The 19,896-nt window shown below is 54.2% G+C and carries 18 protein-coding genes and 1 tRNA gene; 8 read left to right on the forward strand and 11 right to left on the reverse strand.

The window, feature by feature from the left end; all coding sequences use genetic code 11:
* Positions 1–78: 78 nt before the first annotated feature.
* Positions 79–1,512, reverse strand: coding sequence for an NAD(P)-dependent oxidoreductase (locus tag ACZ1HA_RS16430; protein ID WP_472714644.1), 1,434 nt, complete (start codon positions 1,510–1,512; stop codon positions 79–81).
* A gap of 222 nt (positions 1,513–1,734) precedes the next feature.
* Between ACZ1HA_RS16430 and ACZ1HA_RS16435 the strand changes: the two genes are divergently transcribed.
* Positions 1,735–2,538, forward strand: a complete 804-nt coding sequence (locus ACZ1HA_RS16435; protein WP_375229570.1) for an undecaprenyl-diphosphate phosphatase — start codon at positions 1,735–1,737, stop codon at positions 2,536–2,538.
* On the opposite strand, the gene ACZ1HA_RS16440 is transcribed toward ACZ1HA_RS16435, so the two are convergent.
* Positions 2,535–3,518 carry a complex I NDUFA9 subunit family protein gene (locus tag ACZ1HA_RS16440; RefSeq protein WP_472714645.1) on the reverse strand — a complete coding sequence of 328 codons (984 nt, stop codon included), beginning with the start codon at positions 3,516–3,518 and terminating at the stop codon, positions 2,535–2,537. The two genes, ACZ1HA_RS16435 and ACZ1HA_RS16440, sit on opposite strands and share 4 nt — an antisense overlap.
* Positions 3,519–3,691: 173 nt before the next feature.
* On the opposite strand from ACZ1HA_RS16440, the gene ACZ1HA_RS16445 reads away from it, so the two are divergent.
* Positions 3,692–3,777 (forward strand) — tRNA-Leu (locus ACZ1HA_RS16445).
* A 1,904-nt stretch (positions 3,778–5,681) separates the two neighbouring features.
* On the opposite strand, the gene ACZ1HA_RS16450 is transcribed toward ACZ1HA_RS16445, so the two are convergent.
* From ACZ1HA_RS16450 to ACZ1HA_RS16460, 3 genes are read right to left on the reverse strand one after another with little or no spacing between them, the layout of a single operon-like run.
* Positions 5,682–5,942: a hypothetical protein gene (locus ACZ1HA_RS16450; protein ID WP_472714646.1), complete on the reverse strand. Its 261-nt coding sequence runs from the start codon at positions 5,940–5,942 to the stop codon at positions 5,682–5,684.
* Positions 5,939–6,148: a hypothetical protein gene (locus ACZ1HA_RS16455; RefSeq protein ID WP_472714647.1), complete on the reverse strand. Its 210-nt coding sequence runs from the start codon at positions 6,146–6,148 to the stop codon at positions 5,939–5,941. The genes ACZ1HA_RS16450 and ACZ1HA_RS16455 overlap by 4 nt, the downstream gene beginning before the upstream one ends.
* 23 nt (positions 6,149–6,171) lie before the next feature.
* Positions 6,172–6,405 carry a hypothetical protein gene (locus ACZ1HA_RS16460; RefSeq protein WP_472714648.1) on the reverse strand — a complete coding sequence of 78 codons (234 nt, stop codon included), beginning with the start codon at positions 6,403–6,405 and terminating at the stop codon, positions 6,172–6,174.
* Between the two features lie 144 nt (positions 6,406–6,549).
* Here ACZ1HA_RS16460 and ACZ1HA_RS16465 point away from each other — a divergent pair, with 144 nt between their 5' ends.
* The 3 genes from ACZ1HA_RS16465 to ACZ1HA_RS16475 all read left to right on the forward strand — a co-directional run bounded on the left by ACZ1HA_RS16465 (position 6,550) and on the right by ACZ1HA_RS16475 (position 8,902).
* Positions 6,550–7,761: a phospholipase effector Tle1 domain-containing protein gene (locus tag ACZ1HA_RS16465; RefSeq protein WP_472714649.1), complete on the forward strand. Its 1,212-nt coding sequence runs from the start codon at positions 6,550–6,552 to the stop codon at positions 7,759–7,761.
* Positions 7,762–8,092: 331 nt separating this feature from the next.
* Complete coding sequence (locus tag ACZ1HA_RS16470; RefSeq protein WP_472714650.1) at positions 8,093–8,554, forward strand: hypothetical protein; 462 nt, start codon at positions 8,093–8,095, stop codon at positions 8,552–8,554.
* Between the two features lie 159 nt (positions 8,555–8,713).
* Complete coding sequence (locus ACZ1HA_RS16475) at positions 8,714–8,902, forward strand: hypothetical protein (protein WP_472714651.1); 189 nt, start codon at positions 8,714–8,716, stop codon at positions 8,900–8,902.
* A gap of 3 nt (positions 8,903–8,905) precedes the next feature.
* Here ACZ1HA_RS16475 and ACZ1HA_RS16480 read toward each other — a convergent pair whose 3' ends face one another.
* Positions 8,906–10,222 (reverse strand): hypothetical protein, encoded by a 1,317-nt coding sequence (locus ACZ1HA_RS16480; protein WP_472714652.1) that lies wholly within the window; start codon positions 10,220–10,222, stop codon positions 8,906–8,908.
* A gap of 234 nt (positions 10,223–10,456) precedes the next feature.
* Between ACZ1HA_RS16480 and ACZ1HA_RS16485 the strand changes: the two genes are divergently transcribed.
* The 3 genes from ACZ1HA_RS16485 (at position 10,457) to ACZ1HA_RS16495 (ending at position 13,277) form a co-directional block, all read left to right on the forward strand.
* Positions 10,457–10,840 carry a hypothetical protein gene (locus ACZ1HA_RS16485; RefSeq protein ID WP_472714653.1) on the forward strand — a complete coding sequence of 128 codons (384 nt, stop codon included), beginning with the start codon at positions 10,457–10,459 and terminating at the stop codon, positions 10,838–10,840.
* Positions 10,837–12,450 carry a pentapeptide repeat-containing protein gene (locus ACZ1HA_RS16490; RefSeq protein ID WP_472714654.1) on the forward strand — a complete coding sequence of 538 codons (1,614 nt, stop codon included), beginning with the start codon at positions 10,837–10,839 and terminating at the stop codon, positions 12,448–12,450. Before ACZ1HA_RS16485 ends, ACZ1HA_RS16490 begins: the two co-directional genes overlap by 4 nt.
* Before the next feature lie 119 nt (positions 12,451–12,569).
* Entirely contained in the window at positions 12,570–13,277 is a 708-nt protein-coding gene (locus ACZ1HA_RS16495) for a thermonuclease family protein (protein ID WP_472714655.1), read from the forward strand.
* A 60-nt stretch (positions 13,278–13,337) separates the two neighbouring features.
* On the opposite strand, the gene ACZ1HA_RS16500 is transcribed toward ACZ1HA_RS16495, so the two are convergent.
* From ACZ1HA_RS16500 to ACZ1HA_RS16520, 5 genes are all read right to left on the reverse strand, one after another.
* A complete protein-coding gene (locus tag ACZ1HA_RS16500) occupies positions 13,338–14,114 on the reverse strand; it encodes a hypothetical protein (protein WP_472714656.1) in 777 nt (258 codons plus the stop codon).
* Positions 14,115–14,206: 92 nt separating this feature from the next.
* On the reverse strand, positions 14,207–15,406 hold the full coding sequence (locus ACZ1HA_RS16505; protein ID WP_472714657.1) for an ankyrin repeat domain-containing protein: 1,200 nt from the start codon (positions 15,404–15,406) through the stop codon (positions 14,207–14,209).
* A complete protein-coding gene (locus tag ACZ1HA_RS16510) occupies positions 15,406–16,215 on the reverse strand; it encodes a hypothetical protein (RefSeq protein ID WP_472714658.1) in 810 nt (269 codons plus the stop codon). Before ACZ1HA_RS16510 ends, ACZ1HA_RS16505 begins: the two co-directional genes overlap by 1 nt.
* Positions 16,216–16,287: 72 nt before the next feature.
* Entirely contained in the window at positions 16,288–18,807 is a 2,520-nt protein-coding gene (locus ACZ1HA_RS16515) for a hypothetical protein (RefSeq protein WP_472714659.1), read from the reverse strand.
* Positions 18,804–19,889, reverse strand: a complete 1,086-nt coding sequence (locus ACZ1HA_RS16520; protein ID WP_472714660.1) for a hypothetical protein — start codon at positions 19,887–19,889, stop codon at positions 18,804–18,806. Before ACZ1HA_RS16520 ends, ACZ1HA_RS16515 begins: the two co-directional genes overlap by 4 nt.
* Positions 19,890–19,896 lie beyond the last annotated feature (7 nt).

The following is a 19,896-nucleotide window of genomic DNA, read 5'->3' on the forward strand; positions in this document are numbered from 1 at the left end:
AATTTATCACCGTACGCTGCGCACCGACGTAATACCGACATTGCACCGACGTGATACCGACGGTGTGCCGACGCTGGATTATTCCGCTGCGATGGCGCCCGTGGCACCCAGCTTTTCGAGGATCGCTTCGGCACAGTCGCGCCCATCGCGGATCGCCCAGACCACAAGGCTCGCGCCCCGCACGATGTCCCCCACGGCATAGACACCGTCGAGCTCGGTGGCGCCGGTGGTGAACTCGGCTTTGATGGTGCCCCAGCGCGTCACCGGCAGCTCCGGCTGATCCCACAGGGTCGGCAGCGCTTCGGGCTCAAAGCCCAGCGCCATGATCACCAGGTCTGCGTCTTCTGTGTAGTCCGCGCCTTCGATCACTTCCGGTGTCTGGCGGCCGGTCGCATCGGGAGCGCCGAGGCGCATTTTCTGCACCATCACACCGGTGACGGGATCACCTGTGAACCCTCTCGGGGCGGACAACCATTCAAAGATCACGCCTTCTTCCTCGGCGTTCTGCACCTCGCGCTGCGATCCCGGCATGTTCGCCCGGTCGCGGCGGTAGAGGCATTTCACCGAAGTGGCCCCCTGCCGGACAGATGTCCGCACGCAGTCCATCGCGGTGTCCCCACCGCCGATCACCACCACGCGTTTGCCTTCTGCATTCAGCGCACCGCTGTCGAATTTGGGAACGGCGTCGCCAAAGCTCTTGCGGTTGGAGGCTGTCAGGAAATCCAGCGCGCGTACAACGCCCCCGGCACCAACGCCCGGCGCTTCCAGATCGCGTGATTTATAGACGCCTGTGGCGATAATCACCGCGTCATGCTTTGCGCGCAGGTCGGCAAAGCTGATGTCTTCACCGACATTCGTGTTCAGCTCAAAGGTCACACCGCCCTGTTCCAGCTGGTCGTTGCGGCGCACGACGATGTCTTTTTCCAGTTTGAACCCAGGGATACCATAGGTCAGCAGCCCGCCTGCGCGGTCATAGCGGTCATAGACGGTGACCTGCACACCGGCCCGGCGCAGGACATCCGCCGCGGCAAGGCCACCCGGGCCCGCGCCGATGATGCCGACGCTTTCGCTGCGTTCCTGACGGGGCGCTATCGGCATGACCCAGCCGTTATCCCAGGCGGTGTCCGTGATGTATTTCTCGACCGCGCCGATCGTGACAGTGCCGTGTCCGGACTGTTCGATCACGCAGTTTCCTTCGCACAGGCGGTCCTGCGGGCAGATCCGGCCACAGATTTCGGGGAAGGTATTCGTCGCCTGGCTGACTTCATAGGCTTCCTGCAGGCGGCCTTCCGCTGTCAGGCGCAGCCAGTCGGGGATATTATTGTGCAGCGGGCAGTGGCTCTGGCAATACGGCACCCCGCACTGCGAACAGCGGCTGGACTGCTCCTGTGCCTTTGCTTCGGCGTACTCGGCGTAAATTTCGCGGAAGTCTTCTTTGCGTACAGTCGCGTCACGCTTTTCAGGCATGTCCCGTTCGACAGTCACAAATTTCAGCATCGGCTGTTCAGCCATATTCAGAATCCCCCAAAATCACTGGTCCACACCGCATAAGGGAACCCGCCAAATAAATAAAGTCAGTATTATTGACCTATATGCAAGAAATTTTTCGCCCGACGCCTGACTTGGTGCAGAGGCAGTGTCATTTTATGTCCGTTTCGGACCCAAATTCAAGCTTTTCATTTGATTCCACGCCCTTATACCAATCGCACGGGACAATCTTGCAGGACGCAAAGAGTGACACTTTTTCAGCTTCTCGTCGTTGCCGTAATCCAGGGTCTGACCGAATTCCTGCCCGTCAGCTCTTCGGGTCATCTGGCACTGCTGCCTGCTCTGACTGGCACGCCGGACCAGGGGCTGGCGATCGATGTCGCTGTTCACGTCGGGACACTGTTTGCCGTCATTCTGTATTTCCGGTCTGATGTCGCCATGGCGCTTGCCGGCACCATGCGGCTGTTCCGGGGCCGTGTTGATACACAGGGCGCCTTTCTCGCGCTTTGCCTCGCCGTCGCCACGGTACCGGTGATCATCGCAGGCTTTGTCATAAAAGCGACCGGCATGGATGAAGCGGTCCGCTCCGTCGCAGTGATCGGCTGGACCATGCTGATCTTTGGCATCATCCTCTACTGGGCGGACAAAAACGGCCCTTCCAACAAAAGCGCGCGGGAATGGACACTGCGGGATGCTGTCGGCATGGGTCTTGCCCAGGCCCTCGCGCTGATCCCCGGCACGTCGAGGTCCGGCATTACAATCACAGCGGCCCGCCACCTCGGCTACGACCGTGAAAGTGCAGCGCGACTGTCGATGCTGATGTCGATTCCGACAATCGCAGCTTCAGGTGTTCTGCTGAGTCTCGATGTCGCAGGACAGGCAAACTGGGCGCTGGTGCGGGACGCCGGGATTGCCGCCGCATTTGCTTTTGCCGCAGCCCTGCTCGCCCTGGTCATAATGATGCGGCTTCTCCGAACAGTCAGCTTTACCCCATACGTGATCTACCGCGTGGTGCTGGGGGTTATTCTGCTGATCTACGCCTACTCTTAAGTTCGCAGGTTTTTCGCCGATTCCTTGATCGCGTCGTACTGACCGGACGGGCGGAACCGCCACAGGTATTCCGGCAGAACGGAGCCAAGCGCCACGGGGCTGATCCCGAGATCCGCAAAACCGCGCGCACCATCAGAAACAATATTGTCCTGCGTAAGATTTCTGACCTGGTCCCGGGTGATCATCGAGTTGGTGAAAAGACCGAGGGACAGCGTCTGGAGCAGATCAAATCCGAAAGCCATGATGCGCGCCGCAAAAAACGGCACATTCACAATCATCCGCCGGCGGTGAATGACATCGAGCATTGTCTGCATGAGCTCTCGGAAGCTCGCAATGTCCGGGCCGCCCAGTTCGTAGACACCTGGGGTCACGGCATCCGTCAGCGCCATCTCCGCCACACGGGCGACGTCGTCCACATAAACCGGCTGGAACCGTGTCGCGGCCCCGACGACCGGCAGCGCAGGGCCCATCCGCGTCATGGACGCAAAACGGTTGAAGAACTGATCCTCCGGTCCGAAAATAATCGAAGGCCGCAGAATGACGGCGTCAGGCATATGTTTCAGCACACCCGCCTCGCCCAGCGCTTTGGTGCGGGCATATTCGCTTTCGCTTTCCACATCGGCGCCGATCGCCGAGACATGCACCATGCTGGAGATGCCCTGCGCAGCTGCCGCGCGGGCAACCCGTTCTGCACCATCGGCCTGTACAGCGTCGAAACCATTTTTGCCGGATTCCGCCAGAATACCGACGCAATTCACGACCGCATCTGCACCCTGCATGACTTCGGCCACTGAGGCGTCATCTCGGATGTTGCACAGAACCGGTTCGACCTGGCCCACAACGCCGTAAGGCTTCACAAAGATCGCCTCGTTGGGGCGTCGTACGGCGACACGCACGCGCCAACCCGCCTTTGCCATCCGGCGCGCAATGTACCGTCCTACGAATCCGGATCCGCCATAGATTGTGACCAGTTTTGACATCGCTTGCCTCTTTGTGCCGTGATCTCTCTGGATGTACAATTGCGCTGCCTCTGAGACAAGGCGCAAATCAGCGCGGGCACGCCCCGAGGGCCTGGTACAGAAGAGTCCGCGAAACCGTCAAAATCCGTTTGACACCCTTTTGGTGATTGCGTACATGGCGGTCCACGACACCTGCCCAGGTGGCGGAATGGTAGACGCGCTAGCTTCAGGTGCTAGTGTCCGTATGGACGTGGAGGTTCGAGTCCTCTCCTGGGCACCACCCTCCCTCATTTTTTATTTTATTTTCAATACGGTAGGCGTTTTCGCTCGGGTTGTGTCCACCCTTCTGCCCACCTATCTGGCGGCGTGTAACGGTGATTCCTGCCTACATCGGTAGCGAGAACGAAGCTCAAGAATCCATCACTTTTTTTGGCAGTTTGCTGAATGCATTATTTGTTGCCGCAGTCTCTGCCGATTTTAACGGTTTGTTTAAGCCTCAAAGACAGCATTGAGGCATGAAGTACGTCTGGAAAATCATAATCCGCCGCTCACCAGAAGAACCTGACCTTCGCCAAGGCTATGCTTGGGCTGGTAGCATGGGTGAGGCGCTCGAGATGGCTGGCGACCCCAATGCGGTTGCTATCCCGCAGGTTCACAAGATGTGGCCAGGACATCCGGGCGAAACATTTTACTGGAACTAACCCACCGGTTTGCAGGTCGCGTCAAAATCAAAAACCTGGTCATTGTCCTCAGAGCTGATCAAATGGCGCAGAACAATACATGAGAGCAGCCGAACGATGCGACAATATCGACATAACTTGTACTTTTGATAGTATTTGTGTGTCCCATAGCGGTCGCAACGAAGAAAATGGCATTTCACCTCGAGCACGTGCAGCAAGTCCGCAACGGGCAACCTAGACAAGTAGGAGTTCTGCCAGACAAGGTTTGGCGGTCGCTGAAGTGGCCCTGCCCATGGGTCTATCTTGGTGAATCAGGACTTCAACACATTGCAAAAAGGCACCCAGATGTTTCGGACTTTGATCTACTGTGGCTGCCGCTAGCAATTGCTTCCGGTATGATTGTTCACATCACTAAGAACCCAAAGCAAATACTGGTCGCCTATCATGCTGAGCAAGGGACCTTTTTTCGATGTGCTTTGAAGTCAGCTCAAAGTGGTACAGAGGTTTGGGTGGACTCGTTTTACCGTACTAGTGAAGCGCAATTCAAAAATTTCCACATGAAAGGCACTCTTTTGAGACCTCATCAATAGCTACGAGCCGCAATCCGAAGATGCGGCTCGTGTTATCAACTGGCGAGGCCTGCCAGAACCTCGCATACTGCCTCAGCACAAGTGCTTCGCCACGGCAGGCAGAGTATCACCGTGTCACAGTCGATTTTAATATAATACCCACTAGTACTTCAGAAATCCAGAGCAGGGCTGCGCCAAGGCTTTGATTCAATTTAATGAATCTGTTCAGAATCTTAGTATATCTTGTGGGTATTTTATGGATAACTTTGAAACAATATGTGAATCCAGCGCTGAAGCTGTGGAAAACACTTTTTCAGCCCTCTGCCACAATTAATCGCGGCTCAAGAGGGAATGACCTTACATCAAACCACTTAAAGCACGTCCCGTCCGCATTCCGCTGATCGCCCATAACAATCTGCGGACTATGCAATCTGTGCCGAATGAGCGCTGCTCTGAACGCCTTCAGGTCAATCAACCACCAGCTTTCTACGCGCGTCTGTGACGCGTCTGAGTGCCCGTAGAACATCCAGTCGCCTTTGCCCTCCACAATCTTGCTGAGCTCTGTCTGAGCGCCTGAAGCGACTTGGGAGCGGATGGTGAATTGGTGAGGGTATCTTCTCGCATAACCGGGACGTCGCACACGTGCTGCAACCCGCATATCGCGGGCATCCAGCATCATCAGGTCTGTGGCTTGGTGCCAGTCTTGATCATCGGGAGCGACACTCAGAAGATGCTGACCTACGATGCGCCGGATGTCCGGTAAAAACTGGTCTGACCATCTGCGGTTGCGCGTGTAGTAATTCATAAATCAATGCCCCGACTTGGGGAGTACCTTTTAATTCTGTGTTGCGGACCCCGTCTGCCCGGAGATAAACGGCACCGGGATCCGCCTGATGGCTCCTGGCTAAAACACGCCAGAAGGACCATGTCCCATACTATTCAGCGGCGACCTGCTCAGGATGCTCGCGTTTGTATTCCTCAAGCTGCTTTTCGAGCTGGTAAACGTGCTCGAGGACTTCGCCAGACATCTCATAGATGACTTCAAACACGCTTTGCAGTGCGTCATCCATATTGCGAAGGTTCATTCCCGTTTCAGTCGCAGCAAGGCCGACCTTTGCGAAGTTACCAATTGCGAACAACAGATCATCCGCATCAGATTTCTTCTTTTCCGTATCGTAAAGGCCATTCGAAATCATACCAGGTCCTCCTGTTTTGCTTCCCTAAGTTCAGGCACGTTCACACTGTCCAGCCCGATATTGAGCGCGTGGCTATGCTCGCGAGCGATGCAGATCAGCGCCGTTTTGGCATTGGCCTGCCCCTCATTGTCCAGGTAATGAATTGCTTCCAGCAGGCCTTCGAGAATGGTCGCTTTGTCCTGCATGTCCTGAATGTACTCTTCCATGTATTTTACCTCCGTTCGAAATTTCACGCCCGTAAGGCGGGCTTTTGAGTTGATGTCTTTGTTTCCCTTTTCATTGCCACAAAAACCGATACGGTGTATCTATAAAGATAGAGAGTATTTGTCAATACTGCGTAATTAAAAAGATACAGGGTATTCATGTCACCAGAGCAGGCGCGTGCAGCTAGGGCAATTCTAAAGGTCGGTGTTAGGGATGTGTCCGCAGCAACTGGAGTTACACCAAATACGGTCTCACGCATTGAGGCTCCTGTCCCAGAGGGAAAGCGAGGTGCTCAAAGCTCAACCATTGCCGCATTGAGAGCGTGGTATGAGACCCAAGGCATTCAGTTCCTAGACGAAGGGGACACTGCTGGCGGTGTCGGGGTGGCGAAGCTGAAGTAGTCATGCCCAAAAACATCGCTCTGTTTTTTGAAGGTACAAAGTTCCGCTCCTTCGGGCAGCGAACCAGCAGCATCATCAAAATGGCGACTTCGTTGGAGCGGAAGAACACCGACGGCGACGTTCAGCTTTCTTTCTATTTTCGTGGCGTCGGTTCAGGTATCGGCACGACAGGAGCAAGCCGTGTAGTCGACACTGCTTTGGGAGGGCTCTTCGGGACGGGTATGGCCGAAGTTATTCAGCAAGCCTATCGGCAGTTGGTGCTCAACTATGAGAAGGGAGACCGCCTTTACATATTCGGGTGGTCCAGAGGAGCGTTTGCAGCGGTCAGATTTTGCGACCTGCTCTTAGCCAAGGGTATCCAGCGTCCAGAAAGAATGTCCGAACTACCCCGGATGGTAACCGATGTTCTCAACCGTGATCCATGGAAAAAGTGGGATGAAGATACTGGGCTTTCGGAAGACCTTGAGAACGCAGCCGGAACTATCGAAGGTCATTGGGAGTATCCGGAACGACCGTTGCGGATCAACTATCTGGGATTGTTTGACTGCGTGCCTGCGATAGGTCTGCCGCTGGGCTGGAACCAGTATTTTGGCATCAACAAACACCTAAGCCGGGACGAGCCTTACCGGAACAAAGTCGGCCTCAAGATGCGGGATAGCTGGAAGGATTGCCCTCGTCTCTTGCCTAGAGGCACAAAGAGCTTTCGACATGCGATTGCTGCTGATGAGCGCAGTGCGTTTTTTGAGCCATACATTTTTACCAACATCGCTGATATCCAGAAAAGCCGCGCGAAAATCGCCCAAAAGTACGGGAAAGATCCAGCTGACGAACCAGTAGAACAGTTCCTTTTTCCGGGCGGGCATTCGGCGCTTGGCGGCACGTTAGGTTACGGGGGCATAGGCGCGTCCAGCTTACATTGGATAGCATCAGGATCTGAGCTGGCTGGGCTGAAGTTCAACTGGGATTTACTGGGCCTCGACCCGATTGATAAGTCGACACACTCTCAGCGCATTTCTGTAGCGGAAACACGCGAAAACAGCGGTTTCCTGTTCAGCTTGCCCGGCACGCTAAAGGATCGGACCTTCGATGCAACGAATACCGCCTTTTCGCCGGAGTATTCCGAATTGAAAGAGCGAGATCCTTCGTACCGTCGTGGCAGTCGTTGGAGCGCCCCGCTGTGGTGGTTTAAGCGAAATCAACCCAAAGACGGGTGATCAGGGCTGCGCAGTTCAGCGTCTATTTTTATCTACTTTAGACCGCATTACAGGATGCTACCGCTCGAACGAACGTCGGCTTTCTTGTAATGATCAAACTACCGAGCTGCTCCAAGTCGGCAATGATCACAGTAAAACAGTGGCTCAACTTACTTACATTCATTGAGCGGTTAATGACTGCCTTGTTGGGTTCGGCTAAACTGAGCGAATGAAATGCAATCAATGTGAACGCCCAGCGCTCTACAAATACGAAAATGGGCTGCATTTGTGCCTATCCTGCAATGCAATCCTGCAAGACAACAATTTCCGTAGCTTCCTGATGGACGCTGCTATGATGAATCAAGCCATGGACGAAATGGACATGATGACGGGCATTCATCTGGGTGGCGGTAGAATCCCGGTTAGCTCACTAGCCCAAGCAATGAGCCGTCCCATGACAAACAACCACATTACCATCTCAAATTCATCCGTGGGCGTCCTGAATACTGGTGACCTTGCGAAAATCAATGCTGTGATAACCATCACAGAAGGAAGTGATGTTGAGGAGTTGGGTCACACCATTAAGGACTTCGCGCAAGCTGTGGTCGACTCGGTTGAGATCACGAGTGAGGTAAAACACGAGGTCGGCGAGCTGCTAGGTACCCTGTCGGAACAGATTGCCGGAAAGCGCTCTAAACCCGTGATCGGAAGCGTTCTCAAGGGAATCGAGGAGCGGGTAAAGCCCGTGAATGTGCTGTGGGGTTTCGCCGAGAAAATCGGCAAGCTGCTATCAGACCTTGGCATTGTTGCTTGACGCTCTGACTCGCGGCCTCGTGCAATACCTCTCCTTCGTGACGTTCGGCGCTCTGGTTTGTCCTTCGCTCCTGCCTATACTCCATAAAGCGTAAGAAGCTCTATGTGGTGGCTTTTGCCTATGGTGGAATGGTGCGTTTTCCGTCCTTAAGCTGTGCTCATGACTAATCTCACGTCAGCGACCGATGAAAATGCACTCAGGGAACTGCAGATGCTGCAGGACACAATCAGCGGCGAATACGCCCTGAACGACGGGCGGCTGAATACGTTTCTGGTGTTCAACGGAGTATTGCTGGCAGTATCGGCGTGGCGTTGCGGAAGGAATAAACCTCAACATCAACAAGAATGAAATTTACTCGGAAACGCTGAGTGACTTGAAGTCTTCATCCAACTTGAGAGTTCTTACGTCGTCTCTGGCGTATTTTTGTATGCCCAACCTATAACTGATCCAACCGCCTGACGTCTTCCCGAATGGCGTAAGCAGGAACCTTTTGTTCCCGTGATCGAATTCCCTGTTAACGTTCCACTCGGTTTCAGGGGCGGCCATCCCGTAGGCACAGCACATGGACATCAGATGAAGCTCCTTGTTGTCCTTCACAGTAACGCAACCCGCAAGCCCGACAGACTTATTGCATGGCAGTTCGGAGAGGAATTCACTCAACATCCCGCAGATCCGGTTTGGGTAAAGTCGATCAAAGTAGTCCATTGTTGACTCAGTATCGTTATCGGCGGGCGAAAACGAGTCAACCAACTTCCAGTCTGATGGGAACCGCTTATCAAAGTCGGCCATCCTCACAGTAAAGCCCGCTCGGTCGCCAGCGAAGCAGAACTTTAAAGGCATGGCATAGAATCCGTTCAGGGACGCAAGTCGCATCATGCCAATCGCATTTTCAACCAGAGCCTGCACTCGGAACGCGAACATCGAGCTTGTTTCGTCACTCCAGTCAATCAACAGCACAGAACCGCCGAAAAACAACGAAGCAAAGCTATGATCAGGAAGCGGTTCCAAATCCTCAATGCCCCATGTTCGCCAAGCACGCGCTACAGCCAGTCGAGGTGCTGGATCGGGCTCTCTTTTTTTCCCAGTCTCCGGAACAAAAAACACGCATTTTCTTGCGAGTTTTCTATCTTCCAAAATCATATTTAGCTCAAACTCAGAGCCGGGAGAGTCACCGCCCAAAAAGACTATCGCCTTGCACCGATTTGCTAACTCTTTGACCCTTACCTTCCAGTTCTCATCCAATGGGACGGCACCTGCGCCGTCCGAACCTGAAGGTCCAGGCTGTTTCACAGTAACGAGGTCAAGGTCCAGCCTGTTGAGGTGTTTCTGCAAATCTTGTTCCTGACTGATGCTCCCCCCGGTTCTTCTATCAGCAGCAATGAAGCCGAAGCCTCCAAAAATCAGACTTGGTAGAGAAAGAGAGTGCTTTCGCATGTCGTGGTCTGAAGTAAAGGGGCGGAGGTACAGAACGAAGTCATCGCTTGGGGCATCACCGGTAAGGTGTCGTACCGCCACTTTGTCGATTTCTCGTTGGTAGGTCCTGTTTCTGAAAACGACAAAAAGCCCACAGCAAATGAGAAACAGATGAAGCAGCTGAAGATTGATTTGCCATGCCAGGAGGATCCCGCCGATCACCGCGAGCACAAACGGTATGGCATTGTTTTTCACTGGCAACGTCCATGTGTAAGGTAGAGCATAAAGGCACCGTACCAGCTTTTCCCGCAAAACAATTCATAAGTTCAACGACTTCCAAAGAAACACCTGTCTTTGCGAAAGATTGCTGCTGCCGCTGCATGAGTACATGTCCGGATTTTTCCCCTTTCAATTCGCCAAGCACCAATCATGCTAAGAAGGTGAGCTGAGTACTATCAGCAAACAGCACATTAAAAGGAGGGTTCCATAATGGCCCGCCCGGAAAAGAGGGTAGCATCAAAAACTGAACAGCCAGATCACACCGCTAGGGTGGTTTCGCTTAGTAGGAATTGTAGCGTCATCTGGGTAACGCTACTCAGCACTCTTGTGTATGCTGGTGTGGCCCTCGTCACCTTTGAGGACATTGATTTTTACGGTTTTGACCGATCAATCCAATTGCCGGTAATCAACTACTCAGTACCAGCAACGACGTTCTTAGTCGCCGCCCCGATGTTTGTCTCGGTCCTCTACTGTTACTTCCACTACTTACTGGTCAGTCTGACTGATCAACTGAAGCGATTGAAAAAAGCCATCGCGAGCTTGGAATGTCTCGGATTTCGCCATGGTTGCTTGTTGAAACCGGGTTCTTCGTGAGACGACTTGCTGACAACGAAGCAAAATACTCGCGCGGCGTAACGCACTATTTGTTTGATTTCATAACAGTGTCACTGATCTGGGGCGGCGGCATTTCTCTGGTCGCAAGTTACTGGTGGATCGCGGCAACCACCCGCGATTTCTGGCTGACTGCGTCGATATTGCTGGCGCTTGCCGTGATGTTCATGTTTGGGCTTCAAAGCTTGTTGATGATCTGGAAGCGCACTGAAACAGAAAACACTGCGATTTATCCTTTGGCTGCAGTGACTTTGGCCGTGCTCCTAGGTGCACCAACATTTTTTAGGACAGTTGATCCGGCACCATGGATGTATCAAGAGCAACAGGTTGTACGCTGGAATCCGGAGACTAACACGGTCGAGGCTGGGACTGAATCAGTTCCTATTTTTGCAAACACCGAAACAAACACGTTGACCCGATTTTGGACGCTTGCAGAGATCAATCTACAGGGAGAGTCTTTAGTCGGGCAGATAGGCTCTTTCAGCTCAGCCGACCTCGAACTGGCCGATTTCCGTAGGGAATGGTGCAAACGTGAGGGCAAGAGCAATTGCGTTGAGTTTGCGGAATTTGAGGACGACCTGCTGTCAGAATTTGCAGACAGGCAGCAAGTAAGGTTTCGCACATGGACCTACCCTGACTGGCACTACTCAGAAGGCAAAAAACCTGACTTTCGGGGCGCAAATCTAAAGGGAGCACATCTTGTCGGCGTCGACCTGAGTGGAGCGTCGATGATTGGCGCGGATCTACGTGGCGCTGCTGCGCCATGGGCCGACATGAGTCACGTTGACCTCAGTTTCTCTGAACTTGGCACAGCAGACCTGAAGTTCGCCGATTTAAACGGCACAAAATTGCAGCACGCCGGGCTGCCACTTACGGACCTTAGCCACGCTTCCCTCTGGGGCGTTGACGCGAAAGGTTCATACTTCAACCAAACCAACTTACGCTCATCCACAATCGGGGGTTCAGATTTCTCCGCAGTCTTTATGGCTGACGCCGACTTTACCGGCTCTACTGTGGTAACAACCAATCTGTCAGGAACAAACCTTGTTGGTGCCACTATCGAACTTACTGCACTGCATTACAATCTGCTTGAGGGACTAACCGATGACAAGCAAAACGGCCCTCTAATAAAGGTAAGTAAGAGTGACGGAAGCGCTTTAAGAAACGTGGATCTTTCCAACACGATAATCCTTCAGCTGTACGAGGAATTCAAAACCTCCGATGAACTTCGAAAAAGTGTATCACCTCAGTATGTGATCAATGACTGGTCAAACGTCTTTCTCGACGGAAGCGTAAGTCAAAGCGATCACCTGTGGCGAGCCGCAGGTCTTGTCGAAGCTCCATGCCAGTGGACTGACATTGTTCTTTCCGATGAAGACTTCTTCGGGCGATGGCGTGGATGGATTGAAGCAGTCCCGTTTACTTCCGTTTATAGATGGGAGGATATCGCTCCGGCTCAGTGGAAAAACGTTAGCTCCATCCCGCCACCGGAAGACTGCAACTGGCACGAAAGAAAATTCAGCAACATTCCTGAAAACCTCAGCTTGGAATCCTTCTTTTCAAAATTCAGCAGTTTCAGGCTGGGCAGATAGCGTCTGTTTTCGTGTCGGTAGAGTAGCAGTCTCAAGCTTAACCCCCGCTTAACCATGTTGCGGCTGAATTACGTCTTAGCGCGCGAATCATCTCGCCTTTTTCCTGCGTAATGAGTCCCATGATGCACAGCACCCGCAGTACCTTGATTGCTCTACTCTTCGTGCCTTCGCTCTCCGCGAACTCCTATGCCACCCAACCGGAACAACAATCCATTTCCATAAGTGGCATAGTCAGCGTCTTCGACGGTGACACCCTTGAAATCGGCCCATTGCTTATCCGTCTGCACGGTGTTGATGCCCCGGAGAAGGGTCAGAAATGCGCTGCAGATGGAGGCGGTAACTGGAGTTGCGGTGCCGCAGCTTCCGGGCGCTTGCTGGAGCTGATTTCAAGCGGACCGCTGACCTGTGACGCCTTGGACCGCGACCCTTACGGACGGGTCATTGCTCGCTGCAACGCAGGCGATGGCGACATTGGAGAAATACTGGTTCGGGAAGGTCTGGCATGGGCATTCACCGAGTACAGCGAGGACTACGCCGACCATGAAGCGGGTGTGAAAAACACAGGGATAGGCATCTGGCAGGCTGACACGCAGACAGCTTCAGAGTTCAGGGAGGACAAATGGAACCGCGCTTTGGCTACCGCCCCTGACGGGAAGTGCCCGATCAAAGGCAACATCTCTCCGGGTAAAAACAAGCTAAAGATTTATCACACACCATGGTCCCCGAACTACGGCAACACCAAGATCAATGAGGCGTCCGGTGAGCGCTGGTTCTGCGATGAAGCTGAGGCCTTGGCGGCGGGGTGGAGGCCGGTAGCTGAAAGGTAGTGCCACCTTCAATATATTAGAACCAATGCTATTCGCAGACAAAGCCACGCATCAGCAGCATCAAATCCAGCCAGCCTGAGAGAACACGCTTCCGGCCTGTCTCACGATAATCCAGATGATCGCACCCAAAGCGAACACATAAAGGGTGGAAGCTGTACACGCATAAGGATATTTGGAGCCTGCGGCTTTTTTGTATTCGGCCCGTGCTGCTTTATGAACGAACTCACGCGCTAAGGATTTTTGTCTTTCATCAAGTTCAGTGGGTACTGCTTCAAAGGGATCTGTGTCCGGATCGCTCTTGCTTCCTTTAGCCTTCCCGAAGTCGGTCTCATCTGCAGGGAAAGTCTTCCTCCAGCGCTCCAACAGCTTCTGTTTGTTTTTTTCGGCGTCACCGGGGTTCCTGTCAGCGTCAGGCAGCCTTTTCACAAGATGTATTGATCTGCGGAGCTGGCTTTTTGTCGGGTTTTCCCGATACCTTGTGACCTGCGCATCTAGGAACTGATCGCCACTGTATTTCTTTACAATATCCGGTGCGCAAATCTGGTAGATTAGGTGCGCTAAAGCGGCTGCCAAAGATCCTGCAAATGCTACGGTCCATATGTTCGGCAGAAGACGCCGTCCGGATTGACCCGCGTCTTCAGGAACTGGTGCTGGAAGAATACCGTTGTTCGCAAACAACAGTTCATAGTATCTGATCATCTCAGCAATGAGAGGCCAGAGGGCTGACAACAGCGGCACAAAAACAAGTGTTGCGTAAGATACTCGGGTTAGAATTTGCAACTCGCCGAAAGCGCGCACAAACTCCCAAGTAACAAAGCCTTCAAATTTCTGTTTCACCAACGCACTTCCCATCGCAAGACCAGATAGATTGTATCAAAATGTCGCCGGAAGAAAGGGTGCGTTCCCCAATACGCAAATTGAGAACAGCGCTATTTGACGGGATACTTACCCCAGCTGGCCAGTTCCGACGATCCGCGCTTCACACCTGAGTACCGGCCCGAGCAAGATGACTCGCTGAACACTCTAACAGCCGGTATCTCACTAGGGCTTTGGGAGATTGCAAGGTTCGTCACTTTGTAGCTTCCGGATTGGAAACCGTACCTGCTCGAACGTGTATGAAAGACGGTATTAAACTTGCAGTGCCCCTTTTTACCGTATTCCAGTCTGAGTACTGCACCGTTGCTGTAATGAACATCCGCAGAAGCCAACTCGATCACTGACTTCCGATTAGGGCGGTCATACCGGCAGGCCATCGCTTCGACCGGTGTTTCCCGGCTGCGCTGACGTGTCTTGTCGAGAAAGATTGCTCCAACGCCATAGCCAGTGCCACCGACCGACCACTGAGGTGCATCGATGCGACCGAGACCTCCGTTGCCGACTGTAGTGTCGTAATAGTCCTTGTTCCTTTTGTGCGCTCTGTTCGCGTAATTCCAGGCATCTTTACAGAATTCACTGATGTCGGGGCGAAGCTCTTCAAAAATCGCTGCGAAGTAGGCGATCAAACCGCGACGCGACATGGGCCCCATCGCGCCATCGATGCTTCCTGGATAGAGATCAAGCCGTGCCAGTTTGAGCTGCATATCACTGACATCATCGCGACGCAGGTTTGGCGTCAGAGTTATCTCCACCGGTGGAACATTCGGAAAGTTTGGGAAAACATCCGCGGAGAGCAATCTGATCGCCGCGGAGTTTCCCACCGACTGTGCGAGCGAATAGTAGTCCGTGCTTTTTACAGGCCTGCTAAGGTCTGTCGCTTCCAAGATAGGGCGAAGCACGCCTTCTGGAGCGTCATTGATTATGGCATACGCCAGTGCAGTGTAGCCAAATTTGTCCACACGATTGATTGCTAAATCGGCTTTGGCACGCAGCAGCGCATCGACGATTTCGGAACCGACTTCGTTGCTCAAGGCTGCCGAAGCTGCAAACATCAATGGGCTTCTGTCCGAGCTGTCATATGAGTAGCTTCGCGCTCCGTTCCTCAGAAGAGCATGAACTTCATCCCTGTCTCCAGCGGCAACCGCGTTGATGAGTTTTTGATTGGCTAAGTTGACATTTTGTGCCTGCACCAACGCTGGGTGGAGAATGGTCGACAGTGCTGCCGCAACTAGGATTCTGGTTAAGAAAGCCATCAGTATTGGCATCCCCTAGACCTCAAGGTTGACAAACTGTCGGACCATTGTCGCCATGCCGCTTGTGAACCACCTTTGCAATAGCCGTTACATGGCGTTGTAGACAGCCCGGAGCAAAGCCGAACTTTGGAACAAACGTTATAGCAGGCAAAGGTATAGTCGCCGGTTGGTTTTTGTTTCGCTCTTGTGGTTTGAGCTGGTTTTCTGTTCGCGGCGTCGGTCGCTTCCAAAGCGTTTAGCCTTGTCTGCATTCGACCGAGCAAATCCGCGTCGAGTTCTGCGCGAGGTCTGTTCAGCAGAGCTGCGCCACGGGCTTCTATCTGCTCCAGAAAATCAGCGCCATGTGCGTAGCCTATTTTGTCGGTCTCGCTAAAGAACCTGTCAGTCAGATTTTCCGTTATCGCCGTTATCTTTTCAATCGCAGAAGGTTCAATTGGTTCGCCGCCTACCGTTGTCTGCGTAATGTCATCCGTCATTACACTGCATCGAATGGCACGATCAGGATTGTCGTTGCGGATGTGAAAAGTACGGTCTTTGTTCTTCTCAAGAATGCCATTGCTGAAGCCAAGTTCCAGATCAATATGGAAATACACCTTGAACTTTGTGACGTTCTTGACCTCAATCACACGCCCATCGAAATCCGTCGGGAAACTCGGGTAGCCGTATACCGTTACGGGAATAGCGTTATACCTGTTGTCGCAGTTGTATGGATCCTGTGCCGCAGCCTCTTGTGCGGTTGCTGCAAACAACAGGATCGACAGAGCTACCACAAACAACGAGTGAAGTGCCGCGCTAAATACTTGCCGCATATCTTTCCCCTTCCCAGCGTCAGACTATCCGTTTGAACATTCAATGGGCAAGACAAACAGGCGTGTTCTGCACTATTGGTCTCCTTCGTCCCATCCGGCAAGGCCGCCGACAAAATACGGCCCTAGCTTGCTTCGTAGCTCGGGGTTTATCTGCACCGTCTTCGGGGTCGCCAAAAGCGCTCTGAACAGGGCCGGATCCTCAATAGCATCCACAAGCATCTGACGGGCACGCTGGTTTGTCATGTTCTCAACAAACCGCTTGGCATTTCCGGACGCCATGTTGGCAATCTGAAGCTGTGCCCCGGTGTTGTTGCCGGTGCCGCTTGCTGCCTGCACTGCGAGGAACCGCGCCGCCATTTCTACAATACGCGCTGCAGGGCTGTTAAGGACATCACCAACGTCTTTGGCGGGTCCGTTGACCTTCTGCATGGCCTTGGAGATGCGGTCAAACCGTCCCATTTCCTGAGCACTGAACACCTGTGACATGGCACTGCGCACTTTGCCATCAGCCAGCAGGGCCGGGAGTTTCTTGGCGTCCTGCGTCAGGTAATCAGAAAAAGCCCCTTTAACACCTGCCAGAGCTTTGCCGGTACTGTCTTTGCCGGCGGTTGCCGCGATTGACTTAGCCGCTGAGACAGGGTTGTCCGCCCCGAGGATCGCCGTGACCGCCTTGTCCGCCTTACCACCTGTGAAGTCCCTCAAAGGTCCCTGATCTGCCAATTTTATGCGCTGCTGAGCCCGGATGGCAAACGACTGCGCTGCGTCACGCTGACCGGCTACCTGATAAAGCTCTCTCTTCAGGCCTGGGAATTGCTCCAGTGCCTCGCGGTTATTCCGCAGCCATGTCCTGGCCGCTTTCGGTGTGAACTCTCCACTGGCGTTCACGATGGACTCTGAGAAGCGCGAGCGCAGATAGTCCTGTATGTCCTGAGAAGCCGCAGGAGCGGCTTTGCGGATGTTCAGGGTGTCTGCCATGCCAGAAGCGCCACCACGGCCCACAGTGCGCTGCAGAGCCGCCTCAGGGGCCATAAGCTCGTCACCATCAAGGGTTCGTCGCAGAATGCGCCCCACTGCGCCCTGATCAAAGGTCTCATGCAGCGCGCGGGAATATGCACGGGCTTCGTTAATCGCCGGAACACCGGCAGCGGCAAAGTCCTGCATGATTTCATCCGCAACTGTGTTCGCAATACGGGCCGCATTCTTGTTCTGATCGTTTCCGGCCATTGCAGAGCGGGCAACGCGGCGCAGTTCGGAATAGAGACCATGCAGTTCAGCCACATTTGACGGTTGCGCCAGTTCGTTTCCGTCCAGTGCATCGAGCAGAACGCGGGGGATATCTTTTTGCTGGGCGCGGGGCGTGCTGTTGATCAGGTCACGCGCAATACTGGCAGCACCAGACGCCTCTACAGCCACTTCACGCGGTACTGCAGCCCAAAGCTGCGCCTCCTGCTCCAGCGCGTCTGTCAGCTCTGCTTTCAACCGGCCTACAGTGCTGGTGGAATTAGCAAACTCAGGTTGTTGAGCGGCGGCCCGGTTTATTCCTGCGTTAGCAGCACCGATAGCGGAATCCACTCTGGCTGTGAGACTGTCGCGGAATGCCTGCTGGCGTTTTTTCACAAAGGCACGGGCGTCGGCCACCTTGCCGCCCATACCTCGTACCGCTGCCATGAGGCCCTGTCTTGTACCCTCCTGGCGGTTCTGCAGGCGTTCATCAGTAACCGGGTTTTCTGAGGCCACGGCACGCTGCAAACCCATCATACGAGGGTCGCCTGTCTGTTCGGCGGGGGTCAGACCAAATTCTTCGTTTGGGGTGATCTGGCGGGCCAGCTCTGCCGCCCGATCCTCGCCACCGGCAAGGTCTCTGAGCCGGGCCGCTGCGACTTCCTGAGCACCGCCCTCTGTCATGGGAAACAGCCCCCGCTTTATGTCGCCGGTCACCCGCGCAGCCGCTGCTATCCCCGGGGTCTTTGCGGCGAGCCTGCCGGTCGCCATTACAGACCCGGTTGCTGCGAGAATGGAAAGCGGTGCAGCAAGGGCTGCAGTCTGCTGTGCCCATTCAGGTGCTCCAGCGTCCTCTGCGCCCTGCTGGGCCGCTCTGCTAACGCCACCGGCGGTAACCTCTGCTGCAGCCCCTGAGAAGGTCAGGAGGGACCTGTATGCGTCCTCTGCAGCTTTGCCCACCGCGCCACCGCGCCCGGCAATTGCTTGAAGCACCTTCACTGCTGGCGCGAATGTAGCGGCTGCCTCACCACTTCCACGCATAAACGCTTCAGCGACGGTCTCAGGATCGTCGGTTGCCGCCGGAATACCCGCGCTGTTCATCAGATCCACAGCACTGCCTGTAGAAAGCCGGTCACCCATGCCAAGCGCCTCTGAAACTGCGGGAGTATCAAAGGGATTCAGGAGGTCCACGACACTCCCCACGCCCGCGTTAAACTGCGCCATGCCATCGCCATTTTGAGGCTGACCACCCGGCGAGATATTCAGGCTCTGCGCGATTTCCTCAACCGTCGCCGCCTGTTCCTCGGGGGAAAGGCTGGTGAAGCCGTCATCAATCTCAATTCTTTGGCCTTCAATCTCCAGAACCGTCATTGCACCACCCTGTATTTGAGACCGCTTTTCGTCACACCAGACCCTTGCGGCTGAACGTCAGTCTGGCTGTCAAACCCGTCTATCGCGGTCTGCACCTGCTTCATGACCGCTGTTAGGGCTGATACCTTCCCCGACAGTGCTGTGCGTGCCTGCGGGGTCATTCTGCGATTGCTGCTTTCCAGCAATGCATCCCGGCGGGTCTGTATTTCCCGACCAAATGCCCTCAGTTTGCGCTCTGTCTTTTCCGGCCCCTCAAAAATACCGGGCTTCGGCCCAAGGTCTTTGATACCCTGCAACAACCATGAAGGCGGTTGCCGGTCATACCCGGACGCAACCGCTGCTATGACGCCTTCACTGAAATTGGCAAAATCAAGCTGTGCATCTGCCGTATCCGGGAAAGGCATAGAAAGGCCCAGTGCATCGGCCCCGGTATTTGCAGCGCCCCGCAGAACACCGCTTACACCACCAGCGCGCTCTGCGTTGTCAAACTGACTGCCGAAAGTAAAGGTTTCTGGGGTCGTCGTGGTTGGTTGTTCTGCCTCGCTTCCCGCCTGCTTTTCAGTGTCGATATGGTGGACAACCGCGCCGCTCGCCATGTCAATAACAGAGCTGCGGCCCGTAACCGGGTCAGTGGCAATCCGGTAAACGTTTTCTTTGATCCGGGTGGCGATATCGACGGGGATACCGATGCTAACCAGCCGCTGAATCTCGGCTTCTGCCTCGGTATTCTTCGGCCCGCCGCCCTTACCAGCCCAATCGGCAAACGAACCTGAGTAACCGTCCTGTCTGGCGGCATCATAGTTGCGCTGAAGCTCAGTCCGGTTGTCCTTTGGCTGAGAAAACATTGCCTGCGCGATAACCTTTGTCGCAGCACCCGCTGGCATCTGAGCCAGCAAAGCGCGTTGGTCCGGCGAAAATCGGGACAGGATGCCGCTTTCAGAAAGTACCCTGCGCTGTTCAGCGGTCTGCATCCGCCGGGTTATGGCATCATGTGCAAGAGAGAGGTCTGCTGGCTGCCCCTGTGCGAGTTGCGATAGCCCCATCCCGATGCCCTGAAAAGCTATGCTGCGTTCAGGTGTCATCCATCGG

The sequence above is a fragment of the Roseobacter sp. S87 genome, from assembly GCF_055693285.1.